General features: G+C 55.9%; 26 protein-coding genes. 16 read left to right on the top strand and 10 right to left on the bottom strand.

All coding sequences use genetic code 11. The features are described 5' to 3' along the window. Positions 1-106 precede the first annotated feature (106 nt). The 6 genes from leuS to SPV1_RS05075 are packed head-to-tail and all read left to right on the top strand — an operon-like array spanning position 107 to position 6,533. The gene (gene leuS / locus SPV1_RS05100) at positions 107-2,563 is read left to right on the top strand and encodes a leucine--tRNA ligase (protein WP_009850055.1); all 2,457 of its coding nucleotides are present in this window, start codon (positions 107-109) and stop codon (positions 2,561-2,563) included. Beyond that, on the top strand, positions 2,560-3,063 hold the full coding sequence (locus SPV1_RS05095) for an LPS-assembly lipoprotein LptE (RefSeq protein ID WP_009850054.1): 504 nt from the start codon (positions 2,560-2,562) through the stop codon (positions 3,061-3,063). Before leuS ends, SPV1_RS05095 begins: the two co-directional genes overlap by 4 nt. Positions 3,064-3,079: 16 nt before the next feature. Continuing rightward, positions 3,080-4,069, top strand: coding sequence for a DNA polymerase III subunit delta (holA, locus tag SPV1_RS05090; protein WP_009850053.1), 990 nt, complete (start codon positions 3,080-3,082; stop codon positions 4,067-4,069). Continuing rightward, positions 4,066-5,343: an adenosylmethionine--8-amino-7-oxononanoate transaminase gene (gene bioA, locus SPV1_RS05085; RefSeq protein WP_009850052.1), complete on the top strand. Its 1,278-nt coding sequence runs from the start codon at positions 4,066-4,068 to the stop codon at positions 5,341-5,343. Before holA ends, bioA begins: the two co-directional genes overlap by 4 nt. A gap of 43 nt (positions 5,344-5,386) precedes the next feature. Then, positions 5,387-5,686 (top strand): hypothetical protein, encoded by a 300-nt coding sequence (locus SPV1_RS05080; protein ID WP_009850051.1) that lies wholly within the window; start codon positions 5,387-5,389, stop codon positions 5,684-5,686. Between the two features lies 1 nt (position 5,687). Further along, the gene (locus tag SPV1_RS05075) at positions 5,688-6,533 is read left to right on the top strand and encodes a radical SAM protein (RefSeq protein WP_009850050.1); all 846 of its coding nucleotides are present in this window, start codon (positions 5,688-5,690) and stop codon (positions 6,531-6,533) included. A 48-nt stretch (positions 6,534-6,581) separates the two neighbouring features. Here the strand turns inward: SPV1_RS05075 and SPV1_RS05070 are convergent, their stop codons facing one another. The 5 genes from SPV1_RS05070 to SPV1_RS05050 form a co-directional block, all read right to left on the bottom strand. Beyond that, on the bottom strand, positions 6,582-7,265 hold the full coding sequence (locus tag SPV1_RS05070) for a Crp/Fnr family transcriptional regulator (RefSeq protein WP_009850049.1): 684 nt from the start codon (positions 7,263-7,265) through the stop codon (positions 6,582-6,584). Beyond that, complete coding sequence (locus tag SPV1_RS05065) at positions 7,258-7,590, bottom strand: DUF190 domain-containing protein (RefSeq protein ID WP_009850048.1); 333 nt, start codon at positions 7,588-7,590, stop codon at positions 7,258-7,260. Before SPV1_RS05065 ends, SPV1_RS05070 begins: the two co-directional genes overlap by 8 nt. A gap of 96 nt (positions 7,591-7,686) precedes the next feature. Continuing rightward, positions 7,687-8,301 (bottom strand): DUF2238 domain-containing protein, encoded by a 615-nt coding sequence (locus SPV1_RS05060; RefSeq protein ID WP_009850047.1) that lies wholly within the window; start codon positions 8,299-8,301, stop codon positions 7,687-7,689. Beyond that, positions 8,301-8,843, bottom strand: a complete 543-nt coding sequence (locus SPV1_RS05055; RefSeq protein ID WP_009850046.1) for a DUF4136 domain-containing protein — start codon at positions 8,841-8,843, stop codon at positions 8,301-8,303. Before SPV1_RS05055 ends, SPV1_RS05060 begins: the two co-directional genes overlap by 1 nt. A gap of 96 nt (positions 8,844-8,939) precedes the next feature. Further along, complete coding sequence (locus SPV1_RS05050) at positions 8,940-9,851, bottom strand: LysR family transcriptional regulator (RefSeq protein WP_009850045.1); 912 nt, start codon at positions 9,849-9,851, stop codon at positions 8,940-8,942. 175 nt (positions 9,852-10,026) lie between these two features. On the opposite strand from SPV1_RS05050, the gene SPV1_RS05045 reads away from it, so the two are divergent. From SPV1_RS05045 to SPV1_RS05015, 7 genes are all read left to right on the top strand, one after another. Next, a complete protein-coding gene (locus SPV1_RS05045) occupies positions 10,027-11,448 on the top strand; it encodes a form I ribulose bisphosphate carboxylase large subunit (protein ID WP_009850044.1) in 1,422 nt (473 codons plus the stop codon). Between the two features lie 124 nt (positions 11,449-11,572). Then, positions 11,573-11,929, top strand: coding sequence for a ribulose bisphosphate carboxylase small subunit (locus SPV1_RS05040; RefSeq protein ID WP_009850043.1), 357 nt, complete (start codon positions 11,573-11,575; stop codon positions 11,927-11,929). Positions 11,930-12,059: 130 nt separating this feature from the next. Beyond that, the gene (locus tag SPV1_RS05035; protein ID WP_009850042.1) at positions 12,060-12,872 is read left to right on the top strand and encodes a CbbQ/NirQ/NorQ/GpvN family protein; all 813 of its coding nucleotides are present in this window, start codon (positions 12,060-12,062) and stop codon (positions 12,870-12,872) included. Between the two features lie 9 nt (positions 12,873-12,881). Further along, entirely contained in the window at positions 12,882-15,218 is a 2,337-nt protein-coding gene (locus SPV1_RS05030) for a nitric oxide reductase activation protein NorD (RefSeq protein WP_009850041.1), read from the top strand. Positions 15,219-15,228: 10 nt separating this feature from the next. Beyond that, a complete protein-coding gene (locus tag SPV1_RS05025) occupies positions 15,229-15,525 on the top strand; it encodes a hypothetical protein (RefSeq protein ID WP_009850040.1) in 297 nt (98 codons plus the stop codon). An 80-nt stretch (positions 15,526-15,605) separates the two neighbouring features. After that, complete coding sequence (locus SPV1_RS05020) at positions 15,606-16,340, top strand: SIMPL domain-containing protein (RefSeq protein ID WP_009850039.1); 735 nt, start codon at positions 15,606-15,608, stop codon at positions 16,338-16,340. A gap of 123 nt (positions 16,341-16,463) precedes the next feature. Next, the gene (locus SPV1_RS05015) at positions 16,464-17,288 is read left to right on the top strand and encodes a hypothetical protein (protein WP_040881490.1); all 825 of its coding nucleotides are present in this window, start codon (positions 16,464-16,466) and stop codon (positions 17,286-17,288) included. Positions 17,289-17,391: 103 nt separating this feature from the next. Here SPV1_RS05015 and SPV1_RS05010 read toward each other — a convergent pair whose 3' ends face one another. From SPV1_RS05010 to SPV1_RS04990, 5 genes are all read right to left on the bottom strand, one after another. Continuing rightward, complete coding sequence (locus SPV1_RS05010; protein ID WP_040881488.1) at positions 17,392-18,162, bottom strand: cache domain-containing protein; 771 nt, start codon at positions 18,160-18,162, stop codon at positions 17,392-17,394. A 223-nt stretch (positions 18,163-18,385) separates the two neighbouring features. Next, a complete protein-coding gene (locus SPV1_RS14140; RefSeq protein WP_009850036.1) occupies positions 18,386-18,826 on the bottom strand; it encodes a hypothetical protein in 441 nt (146 codons plus the stop codon). 220 nt (positions 18,827-19,046) lie between these two features. Beyond that, on the bottom strand, positions 19,047-19,427 hold the full coding sequence (locus SPV1_RS05000) for a response regulator transcription factor (RefSeq protein WP_009850035.1): 381 nt from the start codon (positions 19,425-19,427) through the stop codon (positions 19,047-19,049). 63 nt (positions 19,428-19,490) lie between these two features. Beyond that, on the bottom strand, positions 19,491-21,656 hold the full coding sequence (locus SPV1_RS04995; protein ID WP_009850034.1) for an ATP-binding protein: 2,166 nt from the start codon (positions 21,654-21,656) through the stop codon (positions 19,491-19,493). A gap of 275 nt (positions 21,657-21,931) precedes the next feature. Further along, on the bottom strand, positions 21,932-22,261 hold the full coding sequence (locus SPV1_RS04990) for a hypothetical protein (protein ID WP_009850033.1): 330 nt from the start codon (positions 22,259-22,261) through the stop codon (positions 21,932-21,934). A 310-nt stretch (positions 22,262-22,571) separates the two neighbouring features. Between SPV1_RS04990 and SPV1_RS04985 the strand changes: the two genes are divergently transcribed. The 3 genes from SPV1_RS04985 to SPV1_RS14490 all read left to right on the top strand — a co-directional run. After that, entirely contained in the window at positions 22,572-23,363 is a 792-nt protein-coding gene (locus SPV1_RS04985) for a uroporphyrinogen-III synthase (protein ID WP_009850032.1), read from the top strand. Positions 23,364-23,375: 12 nt separating this feature from the next. Then, a complete protein-coding gene (gene hemB, locus SPV1_RS04980; protein WP_009850031.1) occupies positions 23,376-24,359 on the top strand; it encodes a porphobilinogen synthase in 984 nt (327 codons plus the stop codon). A 6-nt stretch (positions 24,360-24,365) separates the two neighbouring features. Beyond that, positions 24,366-25,030 (top strand): hypothetical protein (locus SPV1_RS14490; protein WP_009850030.1); only part of this gene is annotated, 665 nt, incomplete at its 3' end.

The raw sequence follows: 25,030 nt of genomic DNA, 5'->3' as shown, positions 1-25,030 counted from the left end.
TCATCATCCGGCGCTTAAGTGTCCGTAAGGCATTTGTCGACTAAGAAAGCATTTGGTTTTGATAAATTGCATGAACGGACACGCTTGCAATGAGGAGTTTTAGCCAGTGTCCGGACGTTATGAAGCACAGAACATTGAAGCCAAATGGCAGCAGCGATGGGCCGAATCCGATATGGATTCAGCCCTCAATGATGATTCGAGGGAACCCTATTACTGTCTGGTGATGTTTCCTTACCCATCGGGAAATCTGCATATGGGTCATGTGCGTAACTACTGCCTGGGTGATGCTGTGGCGCGTTATAAGCGCATGAAGGGCTATAATGTGCTGCACCCGATTGGCTGGGATGCCTTCGGTCTGCCGGCAGAAAATGCCGCCATCAAGCACAATCGTCCGCCGGCCGAGTGGACCTATGCCAATATCGACCAGATGCGCGTTCAGCTCAAGCGCCTGGGGCTCTCCTATGACTGGTCGCGTGAAATTGCGACCTGCCATCCCGATTACTATCGCTGGGAGCAGTGGATGTTTACCCGGTTGATGCAGAAAGGCCTGGCCTATCAGCAGGATGCCGAAGTGAACTGGTGCGATCCGTGTCACACGGTGCTGGCTAACGAGCAGGTGGTGGATGGCGTCTGCTGGCGCTGCGATACGCCGGTGATCCGCAAGAATCTGAAACAGTGGTTTATCCGCATTACCGACTATGCCGAAGAGCTGCTGGCAGACCTCGATAGCCTGTCCGGCTGGCCCGAGAAAGTGGTGGGTATGCAGCGCAACTGGATCGGCAAATCAACGGGTGCCGAAGTCTCCTTCGGTATAGAAGGCTCGGGCGATACGCTGGATATCTTTACCACACGTCCCGATACGCTGATGGGTGTGACCTATATGGCTGTGGCGGCCGGTCATCCGCTGGCGAAGCAGGCGGCTGAAAGCAACCCGGAACTGGCACTGTTTCTGGATGAGTGCAGTAAAATATCGACCAAGGAAGCCGATGTCGAAACGATGGAAAAGAAGGGCATGGCGACCGGCTTTCATGCCATCCACCCGATTAGCGGTGAGTCTGTGCCTGTCTGGGTGGCCAATTTCGTACTGATGGGATACGGCACGGGCGCGGTGATGAGCGTGCCGGCGCATGACGTGCGCGACTACGATTTTGCCCGCAAATATGGCCTTTCGATCAGACAGGTGATTGCCCCGGTTGACGGTGACTGGGATATAGAGACAGCGGCCTTTACCGAGGCGGGTGTGTTGATCAACTCCGGCCAGTTTGACGGCATGGCCTCAGCCGATGCAAAAACGGCGATCATTGAGTGGCTGGCCGAGAATGGTAAGGGAGCCGAGCGGGTGCAATACCGTTTGCGCGACTGGCTGGTCTCCCGCCAGCGCTACTGGGGCGCGCCGATTCCGGTGATTCACTGCGCAGATTGCGGTGCGGTGCCGGTGCCGGATGATCAGTTGCCGGTTGTGCTACCGACCGACCTGCAGCCGACAGGCGGGGCTTCGCCGCTGACTGAATGCGAGAGCTTCAAACATGCCGACTGCCCGCAGTGCGGTAAAGCGGCGGTGCGTGAGCTCGATACGTTCGATACCTTCATGGAGTCATCGTGGTACATGAACCGCTACACCAGTCCGCGCAACGGAGAGGCGATGGTGGATGCCGCAGCCATGCAGCGCTGGGCACCGGTGGATCAGTATATCGGCGGCGTTGAACATGCCGTGCTGCACCTGCTTTATGCACGCTTTTATCACAAGTTGATGCGCGATGCCGGCCTGTTCACTTCCGGGCAGGGAGGGGACGAGCCGTTTAAAAATCTGCTGACGCAAGGCATGGTGCTCAAGGACGGTACCAAAATGTCCAAATCCAAGGGCAATACGGTTGATCCAAAGGCGATCATCGAACGCTTCGGCGCCGATACCGCCCGTTTGTTCACGCTGTTTGCTGCGCCACCCGAGAAAGAGCTGGAGTGGCATGATGCCGGCGTTGAGGGCGGGCATCGTTTTCTCAAGCGCGTCTGGCGTTTGCTGGAAAGGGTCGATGCGGCGGCTGACGGGGATGAGGATGCGGCAGCCGTGAAGCTGATGCGCCGCACAATACATACGACCATTGAGCGCGTGACGCATGCCTTTGAGCATGGTTTTGCCTTTAATGTGGCGATTGCGGCCCAGATGGAGCTGGCCAATGCATTGCAGGATTTTAAACCTGCTGGACCGGGCGGCAAGGCGGCCTATCGCGAGGGTGTGGAAGTGCTGGCCATCATGCTGGCGCCATTCGTACCCCATTTCGCCTGTGAAATGGGTGAGATGTTGGGCATGAAACAGGTGGCCGTGCTGGCTGACTGGCCGGTAGCCGATCAGGCGGCGCTTGAGCAGGATGAGATTACGCTGGTGGTGCAGGTTCAGGGTAAAAAACGTGGAGAGATCACGATTGCCAAGGATGCAGGTCAGGATGAAGCGCTGGCGGCGGCACAGGCCGATTTTGCGATCCATAAGTGGCTGGACGGTATGCAGATCGTCAAGGTGATTCTGGTGCCCGGTCGTTTGCTGAATATTGTGGTCAAACCGGCATGATCGCTCGCGGCTTTGCCACTATGGCGGTACTGCTGATGCTGACCTCCTGCGGTTATCATCTGGTCGGTCATGGCGGCGGCACAGGCGCAATCCCTGCCGATGTGCGAACGCTTTCCATTGTCGGCAATGCCGATCAATTGCAGCTCGACATGTTGCGTCAGCGGCTGAGATCGGAGCGTTACGAGTTGGTGGCTGCCGGGCAGGTGCATGATGCGGCGCATCATGCGCTACTGCATGTGCGGATTTCGCCGGTCGCCTTCGTGCCTCTGGCCTATGACGTGACGGGTATTGCCACACAGTACCGCATGACCTTCTCCGGAGCACTGATGCTTGAGGTGGACGGTAAAATGTTGTGGCAGAGCGGCTTGATTCAGCGTCAGGGCGATATCTATATCTCCGGCGGGCCTGCCAGTATTGATGCGTCGCGTACGCGGTTGCTGAATGATTTGCAGAAGCAGTGGGTGTCGGATGCGGTGGGGCGCGTCCGTTCCGGCTTCTGATGCGGGATAACTCCGCATGCGGTTGAATCCGGCACGTCTGCTGCCGGCAGAACACTCGTGTTATTATCTGCATGGCGAAGATCAGGATGCGCTGGTGGAAGCGGCCGAGTTGCTGCTTGCCGATGGCGATCCGGAAGCTACACGCCTGCGTGTCGATGTAACCGAGCTGGCGCGTATTGAAACTGCCTCGCGCAACAGAGGCCTGTTTGGTCCCACGTACTGCTATGCGCTGGTGCGCAACGCCCAGTCGGCCAATCCGAAACAGACAGAGCATCTGCTGAAGATGAGCCGCTCGGTGGCGCCCGGCAACCGGCTGATTATCTGTGCGCCGGGGATCGAATGGCGCAAGGCACTGCATAAAAAAATGAAAGCGGAAACGGTACTGCCCCAGTGCGAGTTCGCACTGCCGGATGTGGCCGGGTTCACTCGCTGGCTGGGCGAAGAGGTGAGCAGGGCGGGCCTGCAACTGGCACCGGAGACGGTGCAGTGGATGGGCGAGCGACTGTGCGGCATGCGTCAGGCGGCGCGCCAGCTGATTGCGCGGCTGGGCTGCTACGATGGCGGCGAGGGCGCACTGTTGGGCATGGACGTGGTCGGCGAGCTGCTGGGTGAGCGTGCGCCCGGTGCGCTGGAGGAGTGGTGTCATGCTGTTGCCATGCGTGAGCCACATGCGTTGAGCCTGGCTCGCAGGCTGCTTGCCGAGCAGCAGGTGGCTGAAGTTCAGATGCTATCATGGCTGGGCACGCGTATGCAGCAGTTGCTGATGTATCGCTGGTATCAGTCGCAGCATGATCGTAATCCGCTGCAGGCGGCCAAGGTGTTTGGCGATGCGCGCAACAGAGTCGGTGGCGAGGTCCGCTGCTGGCGCGGGGCGGAGTTATCGGCGGCGGTCAGGCGCATCAGCGATGCGGAGAAGTTGATCAAGGGTGCATCGCTGGAAGATAAGTCGGTGGTGATGGAGCGACTGACGCTGGATCTGGTGGGCGCAAAGAGGCTGGGCGTATGACGACGCAACCGGACTGGCAGGCGTTTGAGCAGGCGCATGTCTGGCACCCCTATGCTTCGATGCTTGATCCTGCGCCGGTCTATGCGGTTAAAAGCGCTGAGGGCGTGCGCCTGACATTCGAGGACGGACGCCGGGTGATTGATGGCATGGCTTCATGGTGGTGTGCGATTCACGGCTACAATGTACCGGAGCTCAATGCCGCGATCGGGCAGCAACTGGGCAGCATGGCGCACGTGATGTTCGGTGGCCTGACGCATGCACCGGCGGCACTGCTGGCCGAGCGGTTGCTGGGCATTGCACCGCCCGGCATGCAGCACGTCTTCTTCGCCGATTCCGGTTCGGTATCGGTTGAAGTGGCAATCAAGATGGCGCTGCAGTACTGGCAGGCACAGGGGCGAAGCGGTAAATCCAGGCTGTTGACCATACGGCACGGCTATCATGGTGATACATTCGGAGCGATGGCTGTCTGCGACCCGGTGTCCGGCATGCATCATCTCTTTGCCGATCAGCTGCCCCAACACTTTTTTGCCGATGCACCGGGTGCGGCCTCCGATGAAGCATGGGATGAGCAGCAGATCGCGTCGTTTCGTTCATTGATTGAGGCACACCATAACGAAATAGCGGCGGTGATTCTTGAGCCCATCGTGCAGGGGGCCGGCGGCATGCGTTTTTATGCGCCGGAGTTTCTGCGTCAGGTGCGCCGTTTGTGCGATGCCTGTAATGTACTGCTGATTGTCGATGAGATTGCCACCGGTTTCGGCCGTACCGGTACGATGTTTGCCTGTGAACAGGCGCAGGTCACGCCGGATATCATGTGCGTCGGCAAGGCGCTGACCGGCGGCTATATGACACTGGCGGCGGTGTTGTGCACGGCAGCGGTGTGCGAGGGGATTCATGCCGACGGCAGCGGTGTGCTGATGCACGGGCCTACCTTTATGGCTAATCCGCTGGCCTGTGCCGTGGCACTGGCCAGCCTCGATCTGTTGCTGGCCACGCCGTGGCAGCAACGGGTGGCAAAGATCGAGCAGCAGTTGCAACTTGAGCTGGCTCCCTGTCGGGAGAGCACTCGCGTGGCCGATGTGCGCGTGAAAGGCGCGATCGGCGTGATTGAGATGCGCGAGCCGATGGATATGGGACGCGTGCAGGAGGCGCTGATTGCGCGCGGGGTGTGGCTCAGGCCTTTCGGGCGCCTGCTCTATACGATGCCGCCGTTTGTCATCTCCGAAGCAGATTTGCGGCAGGTGACCTCAGCCATGTGCAGCGTGGCACAGTGATGACTGAATTGAACAAAAAGGCGCTCTCGGTTAAATTGGATCAATGTCTGTAACGTTGGGTTTTGTCATGCGCTTCGACAGCTACCCTCCTGCGGTAGCTGTACCGCCGCTGATATCACCGCAGCAGGTCGTTACGCAATTTACGAATCCGGTCATTGATATCACGCCGGTGAGTAGGTCCTCCGAAGCCGGCGGCGGTGCCGGGCTGCGCAATGAGTTGCGCAGTAGTAGTGCGGCCTATCAGGATTCGGCGAAAGAGCCTCCTCTGACCTATACGCATCGCGGCCAGAATGCCTCATCTGCACTTGCCACAGGTGGTCGCGCGATCGATCTGTTTGTCTGAGATGACGCAGCAACTCAATACATCCAACCATGATCGGAATGCTGCCGGTATGACCTATGTGTACCCTGTCGTTTCGCGTCGGGCCGGCGGCGTATCCATCGGCATTAACCTGAATCCGAACAATGCCTGTGACTGGCACTGCGCTTATTGTCAGGTGCCGGATCTGGTGCGCGGTGCGGCGCCCGCCATTGATCTGGCGCTGTTGCAAACGGAACTCGAAGCGATGCTGAAAGAGGTCATGCACGGTGAATTTATGCAGCAGCGTGTACCTGCCGATTGTCGCCGGTTATGCGATATTGCGATATCCGGTAATGGCGAGCCGACCGGCTGTCGCGACTTTGCCGCCGTTGTTGATGTGGTTGTGGCAATGATGCAGGCGCAGGATCTGGATATACCGCTGCGACTGATCAGCAATGGCTCCTATGCCGACAAGCCGGGTGTACAGCAGGGGTTGTTGCAGATGGCCGCGCATCATGGCGAGGTGTGGGTCAAGGTGGACAGTGCCACCGCTGCCGGTATCAAGCGTATCAACGGAGTATCGCTGACGCCTGAGCGACTGTTTCATCAGGTGGAAACAACGGCCCGGCTCTGTCCGAGCTGGATTCAGACCTGTATGGCTGCCTGGGACGGTATGCCACCATCCGAGCATGAGGTGGTGGCGTATCTTGATTTCCTGCGCGCGCTGAAAATAGTCGGCGTGCCTGTGCAGGGGGTGTTGCTTTACGGGTTGGCCAGAGCCTCGATGCAGCCGGAGGCGGTGCACCTCTCAGCGCTGGATCAGGAGTGGATGGAGCGGCTGGCCGCGCGTATCGATCAAACCGGTTACGCGGTGCAGATCTCGTTTTAAACTGTAACGAATCGACACCATCACCAGTGTGAGCAGGCCCCTGACGATTTAAAAATCGTCGATGCGCTCTTCCAGGGCATCAACATCCACGCTCATCTTACCGCGGCCGTCTCCCTGCAGCAGGATACCCTCTTTTTTCAGTGTGCTGATGGCGCGTGAAATGGTTTCACGGCTGGTCGAGAGTTGATCTGCCAGCAGCTGGTGCGTTGGCAGTACGGTGCTGTAGCGGCCATCGCTTTTCGGCTGTCCGAAGCGGTGGCAGTGGTCCACGATATAGGCATAGAGCCGGTGTGGCACATCCATGCTGCTGATGCGCTCGAGCACGCGACTGGTGCGGCGCAGTCGCGAGGTGATTTCCGACAGCAGTTTCAGTGTGATGGCAGGGCGCTCCATCAGCAGCGGTACCAGATCACGTCTGCGGATATGGGCGAGCTTCGCGTCGGTCATGGTGGTTACGGTAGCCGAGCGGGGTTGTTCATCCAGCAGAGACATTTCACCGAAGAATGAGCCTTTGCCGAGCAGGGCCAGTACCACTTCCCGCCCGTCAACCGAGTAGGTGGATATTTTGACTTCACCACTGAGTATGACATACATCGAATCGCCCGGGGCGAACTCCTGCACGACGATATTCTTCTTCTGCACGTCAATGCTCGACGCCAGCTTGGCAATGGAGGCAAGCTCGCCTTCATTGAGTTCGGAAAACAGGGGGACTTTTCGCAGTAGTTCAATCATGTCTATGTAAATACTCCGTACGCATCAGGGATACCGGCCAGTAAGCGACCAGGCAGTGGGCCAGATGGGGGCGCATCATCTCCAGCGCCTGCTCAATACGTGCGGTCGTGTCGATCGCTTCAACCAGCAGTGGCAGGTCGTTGGAGAGAGCCAGAAAAGAGGCGGAGTGAATGCCGCCTTCGCCCACTCCTTCGATGCCGCGTATGACCGAGACACCGGCCAGCCCTGCTTCACGACAGAGGATCAGAATCGCTTCCATCGCCGGTTTGCCGTCGATTTTACTCGATTCGGTCAGATATATGCGCAGGCAGGAGCCTTCGATCATGTGCTTGCCCTCCGGTTGGCCATAAGAATGACGCCCGCTTAGCTTACCGTCGCAGTCGCAGCATGCAAGCAACAGGCCCTGCTGTGCGAAGGGATACTAAGCCTGCCTGTGCAGGTGTGGCCGGACGATCCAGAACAGCAGCATGGCTGTGATCGCCCCCAGCGTATCGGCGAGCATATCCTTCTGTGCATCCCAGATGTCGCCTTGCGAGCCGAGAAATTCGATACCGGCATCGCCGCCATCGGCTACGGCATACCACCACTCGACGATTTCATAGCCGGCCGCCACACTCATGATGAGCAGGATACTGAAAATCGTGGCCAGAACCGGACCGCAATAACGCTTTCTCAGCAACCACTCGGCCATGGCATAGGCATAGAAGCCGACGCTGAAGTGACCGATGCGATCAAAATTATTGCGCTGGAAACCGAAATGGTCGGTAACCCAGCCGAAGGGAACATGGGCAAACGTATAGTGGCCGCCAACGGTGTGCCAGAACAGCCATACGGCCATCAGCGTGTAGGCTGTGGAGCTGAAACGGAAGCTGCGAAAGCCTGCGGTTAAGGCTGCAAAGACGAGCATGACCGGTATCGCTTCAGCCAGCCATACATCGCGGGAAACCGGTGCGATGGCCATCCAGATGAAAAACAGGACAAATATTCCGCCCAGCAGTTGCGGGTAGATGGTTTGATGTGTGCTGGGGTAGCGCATTATTTGTTTTTCGGCGGAAATTTATCCAACACTGCCGTCACCAGCTTTACCATCAACCCGTCGGTATAGAGGGGGTCCTTGTTATGCGTATTCCACTCTTTTTCAGCAGCGCCGCGCCATAGCAGATTATCCTTGTCATCATAGATGCTGATCGTCAGGCCGGCCGTTTCATATTTTTCCGGGAACCGGCTGCGGTACATGCCCATTCCCATATTACCGCCGAGGTAGCCCAGGTTGAAACCGGGACCACGGCTGATCCGCAGTTTTGAGATCAGTCGGTAACGCAGATAAAAATCCGGCGTGTCTGACCGGCTGTAGCCTTTTGCCGCCAGAGTATCATGCAGGATCTGCTGCATGCGCTGATCGACTTTCGGACCGGTCGGCAGCTTGCCTGTTTGCGAGGAAACGCTTGGCATCAGGGCGTAGTGTTTCAATCCGGCAAAATTAAATGTCTTGTCAAATTCGCTGCGTACCTTCGGTGCGCAGCCGCTGGCAAGGCTCATGATCATCAATATGCCGATATATGTTGATAGCTTTCTCATGTTTACCTCTCCATCGTTATACAGCGTGGTTTATTCTCATCATCAAGATGAAATCATGCTGAAAAGGCAGGCCCCACGTTGTGGGCCGGCGCTGTATCACAGATGTTCGCTCAGCACGGATATGTCCGCAGTTTGCAAAAACTCGATAAATTTCAAAGCCGAGGGGGTCAGGTGCTTGCCGCGCCTGTGTACCGCGTACCAGTTGCGTCTGATCGGCATGCCCTCCACATCCAGCACCACCAGACGTCCGGTTTCCAGCTCCAGTTTCAGGCTGAATGTGGAGAGTGTGGCAATGCCGATGCCGGACATCACTGCCTGTTTGATGGCCTCACCGCTGCCCAGCTCCATATAGGGCTCCAGCGTTACACCCCTCTCAGCCAGTAGTCGTTCAAACGTCATGCGGATACCCGAGCCGGCTTCCCGTGAAATAATACGCTCACCGAGTAACAGCTCCGGCGGGATCTTCTTTTTATTCGCCAGCGGGTGTTTCGGATGGGCAAAGACAACCAGTTCATCCTTGAGGAAGGGGTGGACTTCAATATCAATGCGTTCCGGCAGTGTGGCCAGGATATAGATATCATCCTCATTTGCTTCCATCCGTTCGGTAATGCGTGCCCGGTTACTCACCTTGAGTTGAGGCAGTACTTTCGGGTAGCGGCGCAGGAAGGCGCCCAGATAGTGGGGTAGAAAATATTTGGCGGTGGTTACAGCAGCCAGATTGAGCGGACCGGCAACTTCGCCACGCAGTTCATCCAGTTTACCCTCGAATGTACCCAGACTGTCGAATACATGCCGACATGTTGCATAAAGCTCCTTGCCGGCGGCGGTGAGATAGATCTTCTTGCCCATCTGCTCGAACAGGGGCGCTCCGAGTGTCTCCTCCAGTCTTTTAACCTGGATGGAGATCGCCGGCTGGGTCAGGTGAATGGCTTCGGCAGCGCGGGTGAAGCTGCCGAAACGGGCGACAGCTTCAAACAGACGCAGTTGTTGCAGGGTGGCTTTAATCATATGTCACATCCTGTCGTGTTTTTATGCATTAACAATAGTAAATGGATATCATTATATCTATTAATTATTATTTATATCAAGTGCGACCTAGAATTCACCCATCAAGGTAATGCGGCGGAGATGAGCGGAATCAGGCCAACCCCCACCGGGTTACTATCCCAACAGGAGATAAATTATGGCAGTAAAAACTTATCAGGCGGGTGTGAAGGATTATCGCGAAACATACTGGATGCCTGAGTACAAGCTCAAAGATACCGATTTTCTCGCCTGCTTCAAGATTACCCCGCAGGCGGGTGTGCCGCGAGAGGAGGCGGCGGCAGCTGTGGCAGCCGAATCTTCTACCGGCACATGGACGACTGTATGGACTGATCTGTTGACAGATCTGGATTACTACAAGGGTCGTGCCTATGCCATTGAGGACGTGCCTGGCGATGATGAAGCATTCTATGCCTTTATCGCTTACCCGATCGACCTGTTTGAAGAGGGCTCGGTGGTAAACGTGCTTACTTCGCTGGTCGGTAACGTGTTCGGCTTTAAGGCTGTACGTGCGCTGCGACTGGAAGATGTCCGTATTCCGCTGGCCTATGTTATGACATGTAATGGCCCGCCACACGGTATCCAGGTTGAGCGCGACAAGATGAACAAATACGGACGGCCGCTGCTTGGCTGTACCATCAAGCCCAAGTTGGGCCTCTCGGCGAAAAACTATGGCCGTGCCTGTTATGAAGGTCTGCGCGGCGGTCTGGACTTCACCAAGGATGACGAAAACGTCAACTCACAGCCGTTCATGCGCTGGCGTCAGCGTTTCGACTTTGTAATGGAGGCTATCCACAAGGCGGAAGCTGAGACCGGCGAGCGCAAGGGGCACTACCTGAACGTGACCGCTCCGACTCCGGAAGAGATGTACAAGCGTGCGGAATACGCCAAGGAACTGGGCGCACCGATTATCATGCACGATTATCTGACCGGCGGCTTCACGGCGAATACCGGCCTGGCTCAGTGGTGTCGTGATAATGGTATGTTGCTGCATATTCACCGTGCCATGCATGCCGTACTCGACCGCAACCCGCGCCATGGTATTCACTTCCGCGTGTTGACCAAGATGCTGCGCCTCTCCGGCGGCGACCACCTGCACTCCGGTACTGTGGTGGGCAAGCTTGAGGGCGATCGCGATGCAACACTGGGCTGGATCGACCTGATGCGCGACTCCTTCGTTAAGGAAGATCGCTCACGCGGTATCATGTTTGATCAGGATTGGGGCTCGATGCCAGGCGTATTGCCGGTGGCTTCCGGTGGTATCCATGTTTGGCATATGCCGGCACTGGTCAACATTTTCGGCGATGATTCTGTCCTTCAGTTCGGCGGCGGTACTCTGGGTCACCCATGGGGCAATGCTGCAGGTGCTGCAGCCAACCGTGTAGCGGTTGAGGCATGTGTGGAAGCGCGAAATCAGGGCCGTGCTCTGGAAAAAGAGGGCAAGGATATTCTGACCACAGCCGCCGAGAGCAGTCCGGAGCTGAAGATTGCGATGGAAACATGGAAAGAGATCAAGTTCGAATTCGACACCGTGGACAAGCTCGACGTGGCCCACAAGTAACCCCTTTGTCGCGAATGGGGCGGGACTGTAGGGCGCCCCTCCAAGGCCGATATGGTCCTGCCCCTGTTTTGCGATTTATTGAATAGTGAACAAAAAACCAATACCCAAGATGAGGAACTGAATCATGAGTGAAATGCAAGATTACCCATCCAGCCTGAGCGATGTCTCAAGCCGTAAATTCGAAACCTTCTCCTACCTGCCGGAGATGGATGCCGATCGCATTCGTAAGCAGGTGGAGTATATCGTCAGCCGCGGCTGGAACCCGGCTGTCGAGCACACCGAACCGGAAAGCGCCTTCGACCACTACTGGTATATGTGGAAGCTGCCGTTATTCGGTGAGACCGACGTGGATCGGATTCTCGGCGAAGCCGAGGCCTGCCATAAGGCGCATCCGAACAACCATGTGCGTCTGGTTGGCTACGACAACTTTGCCCAGTCGAAAGGGGCCGAGATGGTCATTTTCCGCGGCAAGCCGGTGTAACACACAAGGTGGCAGGAGCGGGTGGCAGAACACGGTTTCTGGTGCCCGCTCCGCTGCTATCGCTGCGGCCCCTGGCCGGAGTGAGAAGTAATTAATATGACCACAATGCGAACAGCAGAGGAAAGATGAGATGAGCGAGATGAATACCGATCAATACAGGGTAAAAGCCGAGCCTTTCTACCGGCCGGTTGGCAATGAGGTGGAACTCTATAATGCGGCATACGCCCGTCGTCTGCCTATGATGCTCAAGGGGCCGACCGGTTGCGGTAAGTCCCGTTTTGTAGAGTACATGGCCTGGAAGCTCGGCCGGCCGCTGATTACCGTAGCCTGTAATGAAGATATGACCGCCTCCGACCTTGTCGGGCGTTTCCTGCTCGATAAGGATGGTACCAAATGGCAGGACGGCCCGCTGACCACGGCGGCCCGTATCGGTGCGATCTGCTACCTCGATGAGGTGGTTGAGGCGCGTCAGGACACGACCGTGGTGATTCATCCTCTGACCGATCATCGTCGCACATTGCCTTTGGACAAGAAGGGCGAGCTGATTGAAGCGCATCCCGATTTCCAGTTGGTGATCTCCTATAATCCCGGTTATCAGAGCCTGATGAAGGATCTGAAGCAGTCCACCAAGCAGCGCTTCGGTGCGCTCAATTTCGATTACCCGCAAGCGGAGACAGAGGCCGATATTGTCGCCAGAGAAGCCGGCGTGGAGAGTGAAATTGCGGTCAAGCTGGTGCAGATCGCCCAACGCGCCAGAAATCTCAAGGGACACGGTCTGGACGAGGGTATCTCCACCCGTCTGCTGGTCTATGCGGGCAATATGATCGCCGAAGGCGTTGAACCGATGGCTGCCTGCATGATGACGCTGGTGACGCCGCTGACCGACGATCCGGATATGTACGAGACACTTGAAGCTGCAGTGCAGACATTTTTTGTTGAATAAGCATCTGTCATGAATCTGGATGATTACAGAGAGCAGTTTGCCGAAGCCTCACCGCAGCTGAAGGAGGTACTCGAATCGAGCCTTCAGGATGCGGCGCGCATCATGTCGCCGGCCGGCCTGCAGGAGTATCTGGAAGGCGGTAGCGGGCTATACAAGCTCGGCCGTGGTACGGATCTGGTTGCCTCCTATCTGCAGGAGATGCCGCAGGTTGTGAAGGAGTGCGGCGAGGATGTGATTGGCGACTGTATCCATGCAGCGATGAAGCTCTCCTCAATGACATCGGGTGAGGTGATCTCACTGATGTTCTCCTCTCTGCCTGCTGCCGCCAGACGCCTCGGGGATCCGGAATTGTTGCGCGGCTATCTGACGCTGGTGCATCAGATCTCGGCCAAGGCATCGCGCGGTCTGCGCCCGATGCTGGCCAATATTGATGAGCTGCTCTCCAAGCTGACGCTTTCCGGTCTCAGGCGCTGGGCCAACTTCGGCGCCGAGGCCTACCGGCGCGATCTGCAGAACCTGGTGAAATATTTCGCGCTGGAGACATCCGACAGTAAAAAGATGCTGCAACAGGAGCGGCGCGGCACGCTGTTTATCGATACCCAGCGCAAGCTGAATTTCTACCTGCGTGCGCTGTGGGGACGTGACTTCTTTCTGCGTCCTGCAGCTGCCGATCATGAAGGTTTCAAACCCTATATCGAACACCATGTCATGCACCTGCCCGATGCGCTGGATGATGTTGGTGATGTTTCCGGCGTGGAGCTTTATCGTGCTCAGGCGGCACATCTGGCCGCACATATGCACTATACCCGTTCGGCAATCTCCGCAGAGGAGCTCTCACAGGCGCAGATGTTTTTTATCGCCCTGATTGAGGATGCACGCGTCGAGTATTGCGCCATGCAGGACTTTCCCGGCCTGAAACAGTTATGGGGCCGCCTGTTTGCCGCTGAATACAGTGCTGCGGTGGAGCATGAGAGTATTGTGACTCTGGAGCACTTTGCCCACATGCTGCTCGACAGCAGCATCAGTTGCGACGACGAGGAGCTGGAGTTTCTGGCTTCAAAATTTCATGATGGTATCGAGCTGAAAAAACTCGATAATAGTTTTTCCTGGCACCTGGGCATGGATCTCTACCATCTGTTTGTGCAGCGCAAACAGGTGCCGAGCCTGCGCATACTGCAGTCGATCCGCATTCCCTACCGTGACGATAACCGTTTTGTCTGGGAGTTTGAGGCATTTAATTTTGCCGAGCACGGGCTGGAGTATATTCCGGCCAGTCAACGTCAGGTGCGTCGCTATGTTTCGGCCGTCGAGATGGCCAATGAGGTCGATTGCGAGTTGGCCGGCGACGATGCCCAGGAGGTGTGGATCTGCGCGACCGAGTTCTTCCCTTACGAGGATGCCGGTGAGGCAACTACCAGTTTTAACCGGATGTGGGGCAGGGAGCCTGTCTCCGATCCGTTCCATTATCAGGAGTGGGACTATCAGGTGCAGCTGTTTCGCCCCGACTGGGCCACGGTATATGAGCGTCGACCGACCAAGGGTGACCCGGAAACGGTGGAGAAGATCCTTGTCGAATACAAGCCTGTAGCGCACCGCATCAAGCAGATTATCGATCTGCTCTCACCCGAGGGTGTGCAGCGGGTACGCAATATGGAAGACGGCGACGAGATTGATCTGAATGCAGCAGTCGATGCGATGATCGCCATCCGCATGGGTGAGCAGCCCAACCCGCGCATCACGATGCGCAATGTGATCAAAAACCGCGATCTGGCGGTCACGGTGCTGCTTGATTTGTCGGAGTCCACCAATGAGATGGTGGAGGGCTCCGAGAAAACCGTGCTGGAGTTGACCAGAGAGGCAGCCACGCTGGTCGCTACAGCGATCAACGGTATTGGTGATCCGTTTGCTATCCACGGCTTTGCCTCCGATGGGCGTCATGATGTTCAGTATTTCCGCTTCAAGGACTTTAACCAGACCTTCGGCGATGAGGCAAAAGCGCGGTTAGCCGGCATGAAGGGCGGACTCTCCACCCGCATGGGAGCAGCGATGCGCCATGCAGGCGAGCATCTGCTCAGGCAGCCTGAGCGGCGCAAGCTGCTGCTGATCGTTACCGACGGTGAACCTGCGGATATTGATGAGCGTGATCCGCAACATCTGCGCCATGATACGCGCAAGGCTGTCGAGGAGCTGCACACCAGAGGGGTGATGAGCTACTGTCTCACGCTGGATGCGAATGCCGATGCCTACGTGAAACGTATCTTCGGTGCCAACAATTACACGGTTGTCGACCATGTCGACCGCTTGCCCGAAAAGCTGCCGACTCTGTTCGCCAGTCTGACGAGCTAAGGAGATAGGGATGTCAGAACCATCGAAAAAGTACGTCGGTATGGATAATGATCTAAATGGCGGCATGACGGATATCGGCAAGATTATCCGCGATGCCCGCGTATTCGGCCTGATCCCCGAGAGCGAAACCTGCGAAGGCTGGCTGGGACAGGGAATCGAAAGCCTTTGGATTAAGGTGGATGCCGAGTGGGAAAAATACGGCTTTCTTGTCGGCAATCTGCCGGAGGATATCCGCCAGCGCTTCATGCGCATTCACGGCGAGGCTGTGGAGAAGGCAAAGGCAGCCGGCTGGGAAGCCGACTGCTGAGCCTCTCTTAATCATATTATCGACAGCAGTGATCTGACCGCCAACTTGCGGGCCGGCACAATCACATCCATAATGGCGTCATGCGTTATTTATTGATGTCCGTTCTCCTGCTGTTAACGCCTATGTTGGCACGGGCTCAGGATGATGCTGAATATTTTCCGGAAGGTACGCGTATCAATCTCTCGGCCAGCGCGGAGATGGTGCTGCCCAATGATGAAGTGATTGTTTCTTTCAGGGTGGAGAAGCAGGGCAAGGATGCGGATGCTGTGCGCAGCTACGTCAACAAGGTCAGTGGTGCGATCGAACAGCGTTTGAAGCAGGAAACAGATGTGAAGCTGAAAACGCTGAGCCGCAACATGCAGCCGGTCTGGAAGTATGTGAAGAACAGTCCGCGCGTACGTGTCGGCTGGCAGATGACCCAGAGCGGTCAGATCAGCACGACGAACCTGAAAGCGGTGCCGAAGTGGTTGGATGCGATTGAATCTGCCGGCGCGCACCTCTCAAACCTCAACTTCCGTGTCAGCGATGCCATATCCAAACAGGCGATGGAGTCACTGCGCCGACAGGCCATTGCCAACTTCCGCAGCAAGGCAGCCGGTATGGCCAAAGGGCTGGACGCGGAGAGTTTCCGTATCATCCGTCTCAATACCAGCGGCCAGGCTCCGCAACCGCGTATCTACCGCGCCGAAATGGCGATGATGGCCAAGGCCTCGGCCGATAACGCGCAGCCGGCCCTCTCCGCCGGCGAGAACAAAATCACCGTCATCGTCAGCGGTGAAATCGAGGTCCCGTTCATTGATTACCCTGCGCAGTAGTAGCCTGCGCAACCGCTGCACTAATTTTGCAGTTAGTGACGCGATTCGACCAAACTCGCTTAGACTTAATTGCTTCCACGTTCTCTATTCTTCTAGGTGCAGATTAGAGTAAGGTGATTTTACATGGGATTGATTCGAACATATGGAAACCGTCATGGGCAGTGCAATATTTGTGGTGAAATTGGTGAATTAACGCAAGACCATATTCCACCTAAAGGCTCTGTAAGGATTAAACAGGTTGATATGTTTAACTTAATTGACTTGCTGGCTGTAGAGCACCCTCAAAAGAAACAAAGGGGGCGCTCATCTCAGGGCGGAGTTAAGTACAGGACTATTTGTAAACGCTGTAATGGCAGGGTTCTTGGAGAAAGTTATGACAAGGACTTTAAAAAGTTTACAGATCAAACTCACAAAATCCTAAATAGCCTTACTCTACTTGCCCTTCCATCAACCCTTAGCATCGCCGTTAAACCACAACGAGTCATGCGGGCAATAATTGGCCACCTATGCAGCGTAGGGGTAAATCGATATCAAAAAGGCCCGCATACAGAAGAAATTAAGAGCTATATTCTTGACCCAAAACTCAACCTACCTTCATTCATAAATATTTATTATTGGGTCTACCCCTATAAAAGGCAGATATTAATTCGTGATGCTGTACTGAAAGATTTAGGTTGTGAGGGACAGGCATATTTTTGGCTTATGAAATTCTATCCAATTGCCTTCTTTGTCGTCTGGGACAATCCCATTAATTATACATTCCCAAATTTGCAGAAGCTCTCTCGATATAGAAATGCATCAATTGATGACGTTGTCGAATTACCACTAGATTTAAAGAAATTGCCCCCAGAATGTTGGCCAGAGCAGCCAACTGGTTCAAGCATAATCTGTTATGGGAATGGGTCGATGGGGGCAACTGAGAGCGCAAAGAAGAGGACTATATTTTGACAGTACTAGTTTGTATGTTCGGAGCCAATTCTAGAAATGCACCAATAGGGTCTCATGCCTATACTTTTTAGTTTTCCAAGACCTCCAGAGGAGCCCCCTATATTTACTGGAAGACGATGGCAAACTTCCATTGGGTCAGCGGAGAACTCCGGTAAACTGCTTTCTTGGTGACATTGTCAAACATGTAGGAGGTGACGCCTGCTTGATGCGTCAGCATCTCGCTCGCGGCCTTCTTGAGCGTTGGGCTTCCCAGATCGCGCGGATCGAGAAATTCCCGGTTGGTCTTTTTGTGCAGGGCGGTCAGGCCACTCGGGGCGAGGGCAAAAAAGGAGATGTTAGCCGGCAACGCCAGCGTGGTACTCACTTGATCGGCAAGCTTTTCGAGGAAAACCGAAGCGCCGATCGCACCGACTACCTTGCCTCCTTTCATCACAGGTACCGCGATTACGGTGGAGCGTTTCCCGGTGCTTTTGCTGACAACCAGTTCTCCGTCAATTATCTGTCCGGACATGAGGGGAGGGAAATAGCTGCGGTCGCTCAGCGTCTTCGCAACCTTTCCCTTATCGACGGTGAAGTATGTGCCGTCGGGGCGGACAAACCAGACAATCAGGCCATCATCCGATTCTTGATATCCGCGCAACAGCGGCTCCATTGTTTTCCACTTTAACGATTTCGCCTCGGTTGTGGATGCCAGAATCTCCAGACTTTGCCGGATCGAGAGCAGGCGCAAGTCTGTGTAGGATGCAAAGGCGGCCAACAGGCTTTGCGCGTTTTCCTCAGCCGGACTGTGTGCATCGGCGATCTCGGCCATGCTCATTTGGGGAGCGAGGAGCATGAGTGAAGCGATAAAGCCGAATATATATGTTCTGAACATTGTGCGCTCCTTTTCCCGATCAGCCTCAAACTCATCATGCCCCTGGGAAGCTCATTGCATGGGTAGATGTTTATAGTTGAATTTCCATTGAACTGCCAGATAGCTGAGCCGAAAACCACGGGAGTGGCTGCCAAAGCGGGTCCATGTTTCACATTAAAAAAGTCGCCCCGGTTAGAGGCGGCTTCTTCTGTGAGAGCAGGTTGCTGGCAGGCTAACCTTGCTCTTAGTGATCGCGGCCGTGGCCACGGTCCTTGTCATGGTGGCCGTTGTCATGATCGCCGCGGCGATCATCCCGGCGATTGTCATGGTCTCTCTCTTTCCTGTGGTGCTTTTCCTGATAGCGCGGGACATAGTCGCGCTCGTACCAGTCGTCGTGCACAAAATAGACCCGTTCGCCGCAGGCGTTGTATCTGTGGCAGTACTTGCTCCAATGTTTGATTTGATTCCGAGGTACGCGCAGATAGACGGGAGGGCGGTTTGCGGGAGCCCGCTCGACAATGATCGGTTGACGATAGATCACGCGTGGCGGCGGAAAACCGCCTATATCGAGTTGGCCATAGAAGCCGGGCTGGCCGATACTGACCGAGACGCCGACGTCGGCAGCCAGTGCCGGAGTGGCTGCGGTTGCAACGGCGAGAGCCGATGCGATAAGAAATCGTTTCATGTTTGAACCATCCTTTTGCCCGGAGCCCTGATTGCTGTGACCGCGCTTGAATACGACGGCGTGACGTGAGGACTCGCTTTGACCCGCTCTATGTTAGTGACTCACCCCATCTAAGTCTGTGCGCTATCGCACCAGGCAGGCGATCTGTGAAGGCTTGTATCAGTATCCGGTGGGTGTGACTGTAGCTCTGCAGGCCCTGATGACCGCATTTCTATGCTGCTTAATGGGCTCCTGGTGTTAGTAGCTGCTGAACTGCGTCGAGCAACTCCTGACGCTCGAAGGGTTTTCTGAGGACGCAATCGGCACCGACCTTGTCCGCGAACTGCAGGTATTCGAAACCGCGGCGCTTGTAGCCGCCGCCGGTGACAGCCATGATTTTCAGGTTCGGGTAATCCCGCCTTAGATCCTGAATGGTCGAAATACCCTCTTTCTCCGGCATAAAAATATCAGTAATGACCAGATCCGTCGGCTGTGCCGTGAACATGGCTATTCCATGCTCACCATTGGCCGCCTCCAATACCTCATAGCCGGCCATTTCCAGCATCTGTCGCAGCATTTTTCGGAACAGTGCTTCGTCATCAATGATCAGTATGCGTGCCATTCAATTCGCCCCGTTCAATCTTGATATATTGATCGGCAGAAACGGCAAAACATCATACAACTACTAATCCCCGTTTCTTACCTGTGATTCCATCACCTTCGGCAGGTAAACATGAAAGCTGCTACCTGTTCCCGGCTCGCTTTCCACGGTGACAAACCCGCCGTGACTCTTGATGATACCGTGGACCACTGCAAGGCCCAAACCTGTCCCGCTGCCGATATCCTTGGTGGTGAAAAAGGGCTCGAACAGGTGTTGCATCGTTGCCTCATCCATCCCGCTGCCATTATCCGCGATGCTTAACTGCAGGTAGGTGCCCGGTTCGACCATATGGGCAGATGCCATGCTGTCATCCACCTCGGTCTCCATCAAACTGATCCGCAGCTCGCCCGCAGTATCGCCGATGGCGTCGGCAGCGTTCATGCAAAGATTCATGATGACCTGGCCGATTTGCATGGCATTAGCCTCAATCATGCCGGTATTTTCCTGGATATCCTGCCGGATGGAGATCCATTCCGGCAGGGAGGGTTTGAGCAGACTGATGCTATCTTGTAGCAGCGATGCAAGTGATATCGTCTCCTGCTCGGTCGTACCCAGCCTGCTGAAATCCATCAACTGGATCACCAGGGCCTTGGCACGTCCGCCGGCATTCATGATCGCCTCGATATTGGCGCGGTTGACACTGTCTTCCGGCAACGTCTCCCTGAGCATTTCGCTATACCCCAGAATCACGCCGAGCAGGGTGTTAAAATCATGTGCGACACCGCTGGCAAGCTGTCCCACCACCTCCATCTTCTGGGCATGCCGCACCTGCTCCTCAAGCAGCTTGATCAGTGAGATATCCGTCCCGTAGGCGAACACATATTTCCGCTTTGGGCCGCTTTTCAGCACAAAGAAGTAGTTTGCATCGCCCAGTTTTTCCTCCACCTGGACGATCTTCTCGGCGGCGCCAAACATATCTTCGAACTCCTCGCGCGCCAGAGCGGGAATGGCCGAGAAGATGGACATCCCCTCAACCTCATCGATGCCATAAAGGTGTTTGCTTGCCGTGTTCGCCAGGCAAATGGTTCCACTGCGATCAATCCGCATCACAGGTCCGGGAGCCAACTCCAGCAACAAGGCCATCAGCCTGATCGCTTCTTCGGCCTTTTTTTGTTTTGCTGCGACAAGCACGATGCCCAGGATGACCAGAGCCAGCAGCAGATAGGCGGAGACGATCAGCACCCTGCCAACGGGTTTGTTGTAGAAAGCCCCGGCCGAGAGCGCAGCCGTGGGTATAAACGATACGATCTTCCAGTTGTATCCGAGCCCGCTGTGAGACTCTCCTCCGGTCACGGTCCATCCCGGAGAGCCCGGGAATGCATGGGCATCATCCAGCAAGGGGTGAGCAGTGGCGAATGTAAACAGGCCTCTGGCGGTCAGCAGCGTGCCCGTATCGGTCGTTGAGATACGGCGCCACGCCTCGGGATAATCATGCCCGAAGGTCCGATCCGGCTTGCCGAGCATAAAGCCCCATTCATCCCGGGGATTCGGACTGCTCAGCCAGTAGCCCTCGCTATTGAGCAGCATGCCGCTTCCGGCTTCACTGCTCAGCATTGCCTCGTGGAAATGTTTCAACATTTCATCGGCGATATAATTCAGCACCACCAGGCCTCGCTTGTGGCCCGCACTGTCGAACACCGGGGCTGCAAAGCGGACTACCGGCCTGTAGGGAATCTCCACCCGATCATGCTCGACATTCAGATCCAGCGGGGAAACATAGATTTTGTTGCGCACAAGCTGCTTCGCATCATGAAAATAGTAGTATGCCGACTTGTCCTGCAACTCTTCGCGCGGGACAACAACGCCTTTGCCATCCTTGAAATTGATGCGGATCTTTTCCCGCCCGTCGGCATCGAGATAACGTATCTGATAGTAGTGCTGCCTGCCCTGGGCAAGCAGCATGAAATACTGCTCCACCTTCTCCCGGTGTAGCGGATCGCCGTTTTCCACATATTGACGCAGATCGTCCATATTCGCGATGATGTGAATATCGCCCTCGGCCGGCTCGAAGTCCTTTTCAGCTCGCACGCGGGCCACACCGACATAACGCAATTCGCTTGCCGCAAGCTGTGCCAGGCGTGCATGATCATCGTATCGGGCAACGGTGAACAGGATGACACTCAGCACGATTGCACAGCCGAGGTAAATCAGGGCAAAACGTCTGATTAACCCTGTCTCCGGTATGCTCACGGAACGGCCACGGGGCTATGCGAGGTAGCGATTTCAATCTGTGCCATGGTATGCCCTCCGAAGAGCGTCAGAGACAGGACTTTATCGACTTCCCTCCGGGAATCCACCTTCATGCGTCACAGATCCTTACCGGAATTGACCTACACAGCTTACAACCATGATGAAAAAAGAAAAAGCCCCCTGCTTTCGCAGAGGGCTTTGACAGAGTGGGTAGGCTGAGCCTGTTGCCGCCGGCGCAAGCGGTATTTACCGGCCGGTGGTGGCGGGGCGTTGTTTTAGTCCTGGGAGCCCAGAAACAGCAGGGTGTTGATGTTGTCTTTGGGAACCCGTTCTGTCTGATTATCCTCGGCTAATACAAATGAGATGGTTTGTGCCTGTATCAACTGGCCTCTTATGTCGTCGCCGGTATTGGTTCGGATTTCATCGGTAGGCGGGAAGCCTGTGCCGTCGGGACGCATGAAGTGGATGTGGATGATATTATCTTTTTTTACAGTGACATCGCCAAATGCCGTCCTCATTTTAAACTCGTTTTTAATCACCTTGCCGGATAGCGCCTGACCATCCCTTAATACAAGCAGATCTTTTGAATATACAGTTTGTTGCATTTGTCGCTCCTTGAGTGCCAACGGCTAACCCGGCTGCGCGTGCTCTGCTTTTCGATTGATAGCGTTTCTGCAAATACCCGCGTGCATTTATTAAAAATGGTGTTGGATATCAGAAAGGAAAAACAAGGAACGTGAGTCACTAATTCCGGACATGCTACAGCTTTAGGCCCATGACCGATAGTAGGCGTTGAAATGAGAGGCTTTTTGACTCTGGCCAGCCGCCTGACTGTGGGTCAGATGGGTGCGGGTCGTTCCTGCGTTTGCATATCGGGATCTGGCTGTTTATTGCCTCTTGTTGCATGATTGGCTCATGTCTTCACAGCCACTCGCCGGTCGGCGTATCCTGCTCACGCGCGCGGCCGCCCAGCTTCCGGCGCTTGCCGAAATGGTGCGTCGTCGCGGTGCGGTTCCCGTAGCTTTCCCCTGTCTGGCGGTTGAATCGATGCCGGATACGATTATGCAGGCGATCGCGAAGCTGGAGCGCTTTAGCGATGTGCTGTTTACCAGCTGTAATGGCGTCAGCAGCGTGGTGGATGCACTGGGGAGCCACGGCATGGATGCAGCAGCATTGTTTGCACCGATGCGCGTGGCGGCGGTGGGGAACCAAACAGCCGACTGCCTGAACCAGCATGGCATCCGCACGGATATCGTACCGGAAACGGCCTCGCAGGACGGGCTTGTGGATGCATATCTGCAATCGGGTTTGCCCGAGAGGCTGCTGTTCTTTCGCGCCGAAGAGGGACGCGAGGCATTGGCAGAGGCGCTGACGGAGCGCGGTATTGAGGTGGAGACGGTGGCTGCCTACCGTACGATCTGTCCGCATGACGATGCCTCGGATGTGATTGCCATGCTGCGCGACGGAGAGGTGGATGCCGTATTGCTCGGCAGTGCCAGAGCCTGCCTGCACTATCTTCAGCGTGTCGGCGATGCAACACTTGCGGCGCGCCCGGTGAGTGTTGCCATCAGCCAGAAAATGGCGGCGGCGGCGATGTGCGGAGGGCTGCACGTGCAGCTTGTTGCCAAAAGCGCTAGTTTTGAGGCAATGCTCGATGTTTTGAGCGACCATTTTGCTACAGATAGATCATCTTATACCCATGAATGACAGGAGAAACCCATGTCCTTGCCCGATCTGATTATCCGCCCTCGCCGCTTGCGCAGTACGCCGGTGATACGGCGGATGGTGCGTGAAACCACGCTGTCGCCTTCGGATTTTATTTACCCGCTGTTTGTCGATGAAACCATCGATGCACCGGTCGCCGTCGGCAGCATGCCGGGCGTATCGCGCATTCCGGTATCAATGGTGGGCGATGCCGTACGTGAGGTTGAGGCGCTGGGTATTCCGGGTGTGATCCTGTTCGGTATTCCGGCGACAAAAGATGCGATCGGCTCATCGGGCTGGGATGCCAATGGCATCGTGCAGCAGGCAATTCGCGCGGCCAAGGCGGCCTGCCCGGATATGTGCGTGATTGCCGATACCTGTTGCTGTGAATATACCGATCACGGCCACTGCGGTGTATTGCACGGCCAGGATGTGGATAATGATGCCACGCTGGCCAACCTGCAGAAGGAGGCGGTCTCCTACGCCGAAGCCGGTATCGATATCATTGCCCCATCCGGCATGATGGACGGTATGATCGCTGCCATTCGTCAGGCGCTGGATGAGGCCGGGTTTACCAATGTACCTATCATGTCCTATGCCGTGAAATATGCCTCCGGTTACTTCGGCCCGTTCCGTGATGCCGCCGACTCCACGCCCGCATTCGGCGATCGTGCTACCTATCAGATGGACCCGGGTAACCGGCGCGAAGCGATCAAGGAGGCGCTCCTGGATGCCGAAGAGGGGGCCGACTTCCTGATGGTTAAGCCGGCGCTGGCCTATATGGATATTATCCGCGAAGTGAAAGATGCCACGCTGTTGCCGATGGCTGTCTATAATGTGTCGGGTGAATATGCGATGGTGAAGGCGGCTGCCGAAAAGGGCTGGATTGATGAAAAGCGCGTGGTGCTGGAAACCATGCTCAGCTTCAAGCGTGCAGGTGCGGATCTGATTCTTTCATATCACGCACTGGACGTGGCACGCTGGCTGAACGATAGTTAAGCAATCATGAGCGAGAACAAACCGGTATCCGAAACGAATGATGCAGCGATAGAGGCTGTCATCGCCGACAGTGCTGGCGGGAATGAGCCGCAGCCTGAGGCTGAAGAGGGCGCGCAGCGTAAAACAGGCCTGGCCACCCGCATACTGGTGTTGCTGTTTGTTGTGATTGCGCTGGTCTTCGCTTCTCTGGCGGCGGGCGGCAAGTTGCAACCGCTGTTTGATAAGGTGAAGGCGTCGTTGAGCACTTTGCATCCGGCATCGGTTGATTCTCATTCTGTTACTGAGCCACAGGCGGAATCGTCTGCCGTTGTGCCGGATGAATCGGCAACGGCAATCACGCATGAGTCCGGTTCCTTTGTGTTGCCCGTAACCCCCTCCGATGGCTCAACTTCGGATCAGTCTGCTGCCGATCAGCAAGTGGAGCAGGCGCAGAGTCAACCGGTTGAACCTGCTGCGGAAGTGACGCCGCCGCCTGCTGTTGAAAGCAGCAGTGTAGGCAAGGCTGAAATCGATCGCCTGATGACCACCATTGATGCGCTCAGCAATGAGCTGGCGCTGATGCGCAAGGCGCAGAATGAGCTGAAAACTAACCGGGAGCAGCAGCAGCAGATGGATCTGCAGGTGCGTACCGGCTGGCTGGTTGATCCGGCTATCAGCCTGCAACAGGTACA

It is taken from the genome of Mariprofundus ferrooxydans PV-1, assembly GCF_000153765.1.
Lineage (GTDB): Bacteria > Pseudomonadota > Zetaproteobacteria > Mariprofundales > Mariprofundaceae > Mariprofundus > Mariprofundus ferrooxydans.
Note: the sequence above shows the minus strand (reverse complement) of the source record. Positions and strands in the feature narration are given on the sequence as shown.

Bases quoted from the DNA above. Each gene is read 5' to 3' on its own strand.
- SPV1_RS05050 (WP_009850045.1), bottom strand. From the start codon at position 9,851: ATGATTAAAGCCACCCTGCAACAACTGCGTCTGTTTGAAGCTGTCGCC.
- SPV1_RS05015 (WP_040881490.1), top strand. From the start codon at position 16,464: ATGGGATTGATTCGAACATATGGAAACCGTCATGGGCAGTGCAATATT.
- SPV1_RS05030 (WP_009850041.1), top strand. From the start codon at position 12,882: ATGAATCTGGATGATTACAGAGAGCAGTTTGCCGAAGCCTCACCGCAG.
- SPV1_RS04990 (WP_009850033.1), bottom strand. From the start codon at position 22,261: ATGCAACAAACTGTATATTCAAAAGATCTGCTTGTATTAAGGGATGGT.
- SPV1_RS05080 (WP_009850051.1), top strand. From the start codon at position 5,387: ATGTCTGTAACGTTGGGTTTTGTCATGCGCTTCGACAGCTACCCTCCT.
- SPV1_RS05035 (WP_009850042.1), top strand. From the start codon at position 12,060: ATGAGCGAGATGAATACCGATCAATACAGGGTAAAAGCCGAGCCTTTC.
- hemB (WP_009850031.1), top strand. From the start codon at position 23,376: ATGTCCTTGCCCGATCTGATTATCCGCCCTCGCCGCTTGCGCAGTACG.
- SPV1_RS05020 (WP_009850039.1), top strand. From the start codon at position 15,606: ATGCGTTATTTATTGATGTCCGTTCTCCTGCTGTTAACGCCTATGTTG.
- SPV1_RS05060 (WP_009850047.1), bottom strand. From the start codon at position 8,301: ATGCGCTACCCCAGCACACATCAAACCATCTACCCGCAACTGCTGGGC.
- SPV1_RS05075 (WP_009850050.1), top strand. From the start codon at position 5,688: ATGACGCAGCAACTCAATACATCCAACCATGATCGGAATGCTGCCGGT.
- SPV1_RS04985 (WP_009850032.1), top strand. From the start codon at position 22,572: ATGTCTTCACAGCCACTCGCCGGTCGGCGTATCCTGCTCACGCGCGCG.
- SPV1_RS05045 (WP_009850044.1), top strand. From the start codon at position 10,027: ATGGCAGTAAAAACTTATCAGGCGGGTGTGAAGGATTATCGCGAAACA.
- bioA (WP_009850052.1), top strand. From the start codon at position 4,066: ATGACGACGCAACCGGACTGGCAGGCGTTTGAGCAGGCGCATGTCTGG.
- SPV1_RS05010 (WP_040881488.1), bottom strand. From the start codon at position 18,162: ATGTTCAGAACATATATATTCGGCTTTATCGCTTCACTCATGCTCCTC.
- SPV1_RS14140 (WP_009850036.1), bottom strand. From the start codon at position 18,826: ATGAAACGATTTCTTATCGCATCGGCTCTCGCCGTTGCAACCGCAGCC.
- holA (WP_009850053.1), top strand. From the start codon at position 3,080: ATGCGGTTGAATCCGGCACGTCTGCTGCCGGCAGAACACTCGTGTTAT.
- SPV1_RS05065 (WP_009850048.1), bottom strand. From the start codon at position 7,590: ATGATCGAAGGCTCCTGCCTGCGCATATATCTGACCGAATCGAGTAAA.
- SPV1_RS05025 (WP_009850040.1), top strand. From the start codon at position 15,229: ATGTCAGAACCATCGAAAAAGTACGTCGGTATGGATAATGATCTAAAT.
- SPV1_RS05095 (WP_009850054.1), top strand. From the start codon at position 2,560: ATGATCGCTCGCGGCTTTGCCACTATGGCGGTACTGCTGATGCTGACC.
- SPV1_RS05000 (WP_009850035.1), bottom strand. From the start codon at position 19,427: ATGGCACGCATACTGATCATTGATGACGAAGCACTGTTCCGAAAAATG.
- SPV1_RS05040 (WP_009850043.1), top strand. From the start codon at position 11,573: ATGAGTGAAATGCAAGATTACCCATCCAGCCTGAGCGATGTCTCAAGC.
- SPV1_RS05070 (WP_009850049.1), bottom strand. From the start codon at position 7,265: ATGATTGAACTACTGCGAAAAGTCCCCCTGTTTTCCGAACTCAATGAA.
- SPV1_RS05055 (WP_009850046.1), bottom strand. From the start codon at position 8,843: ATGAGAAAGCTATCAACATATATCGGCATATTGATGATCATGAGCCTT.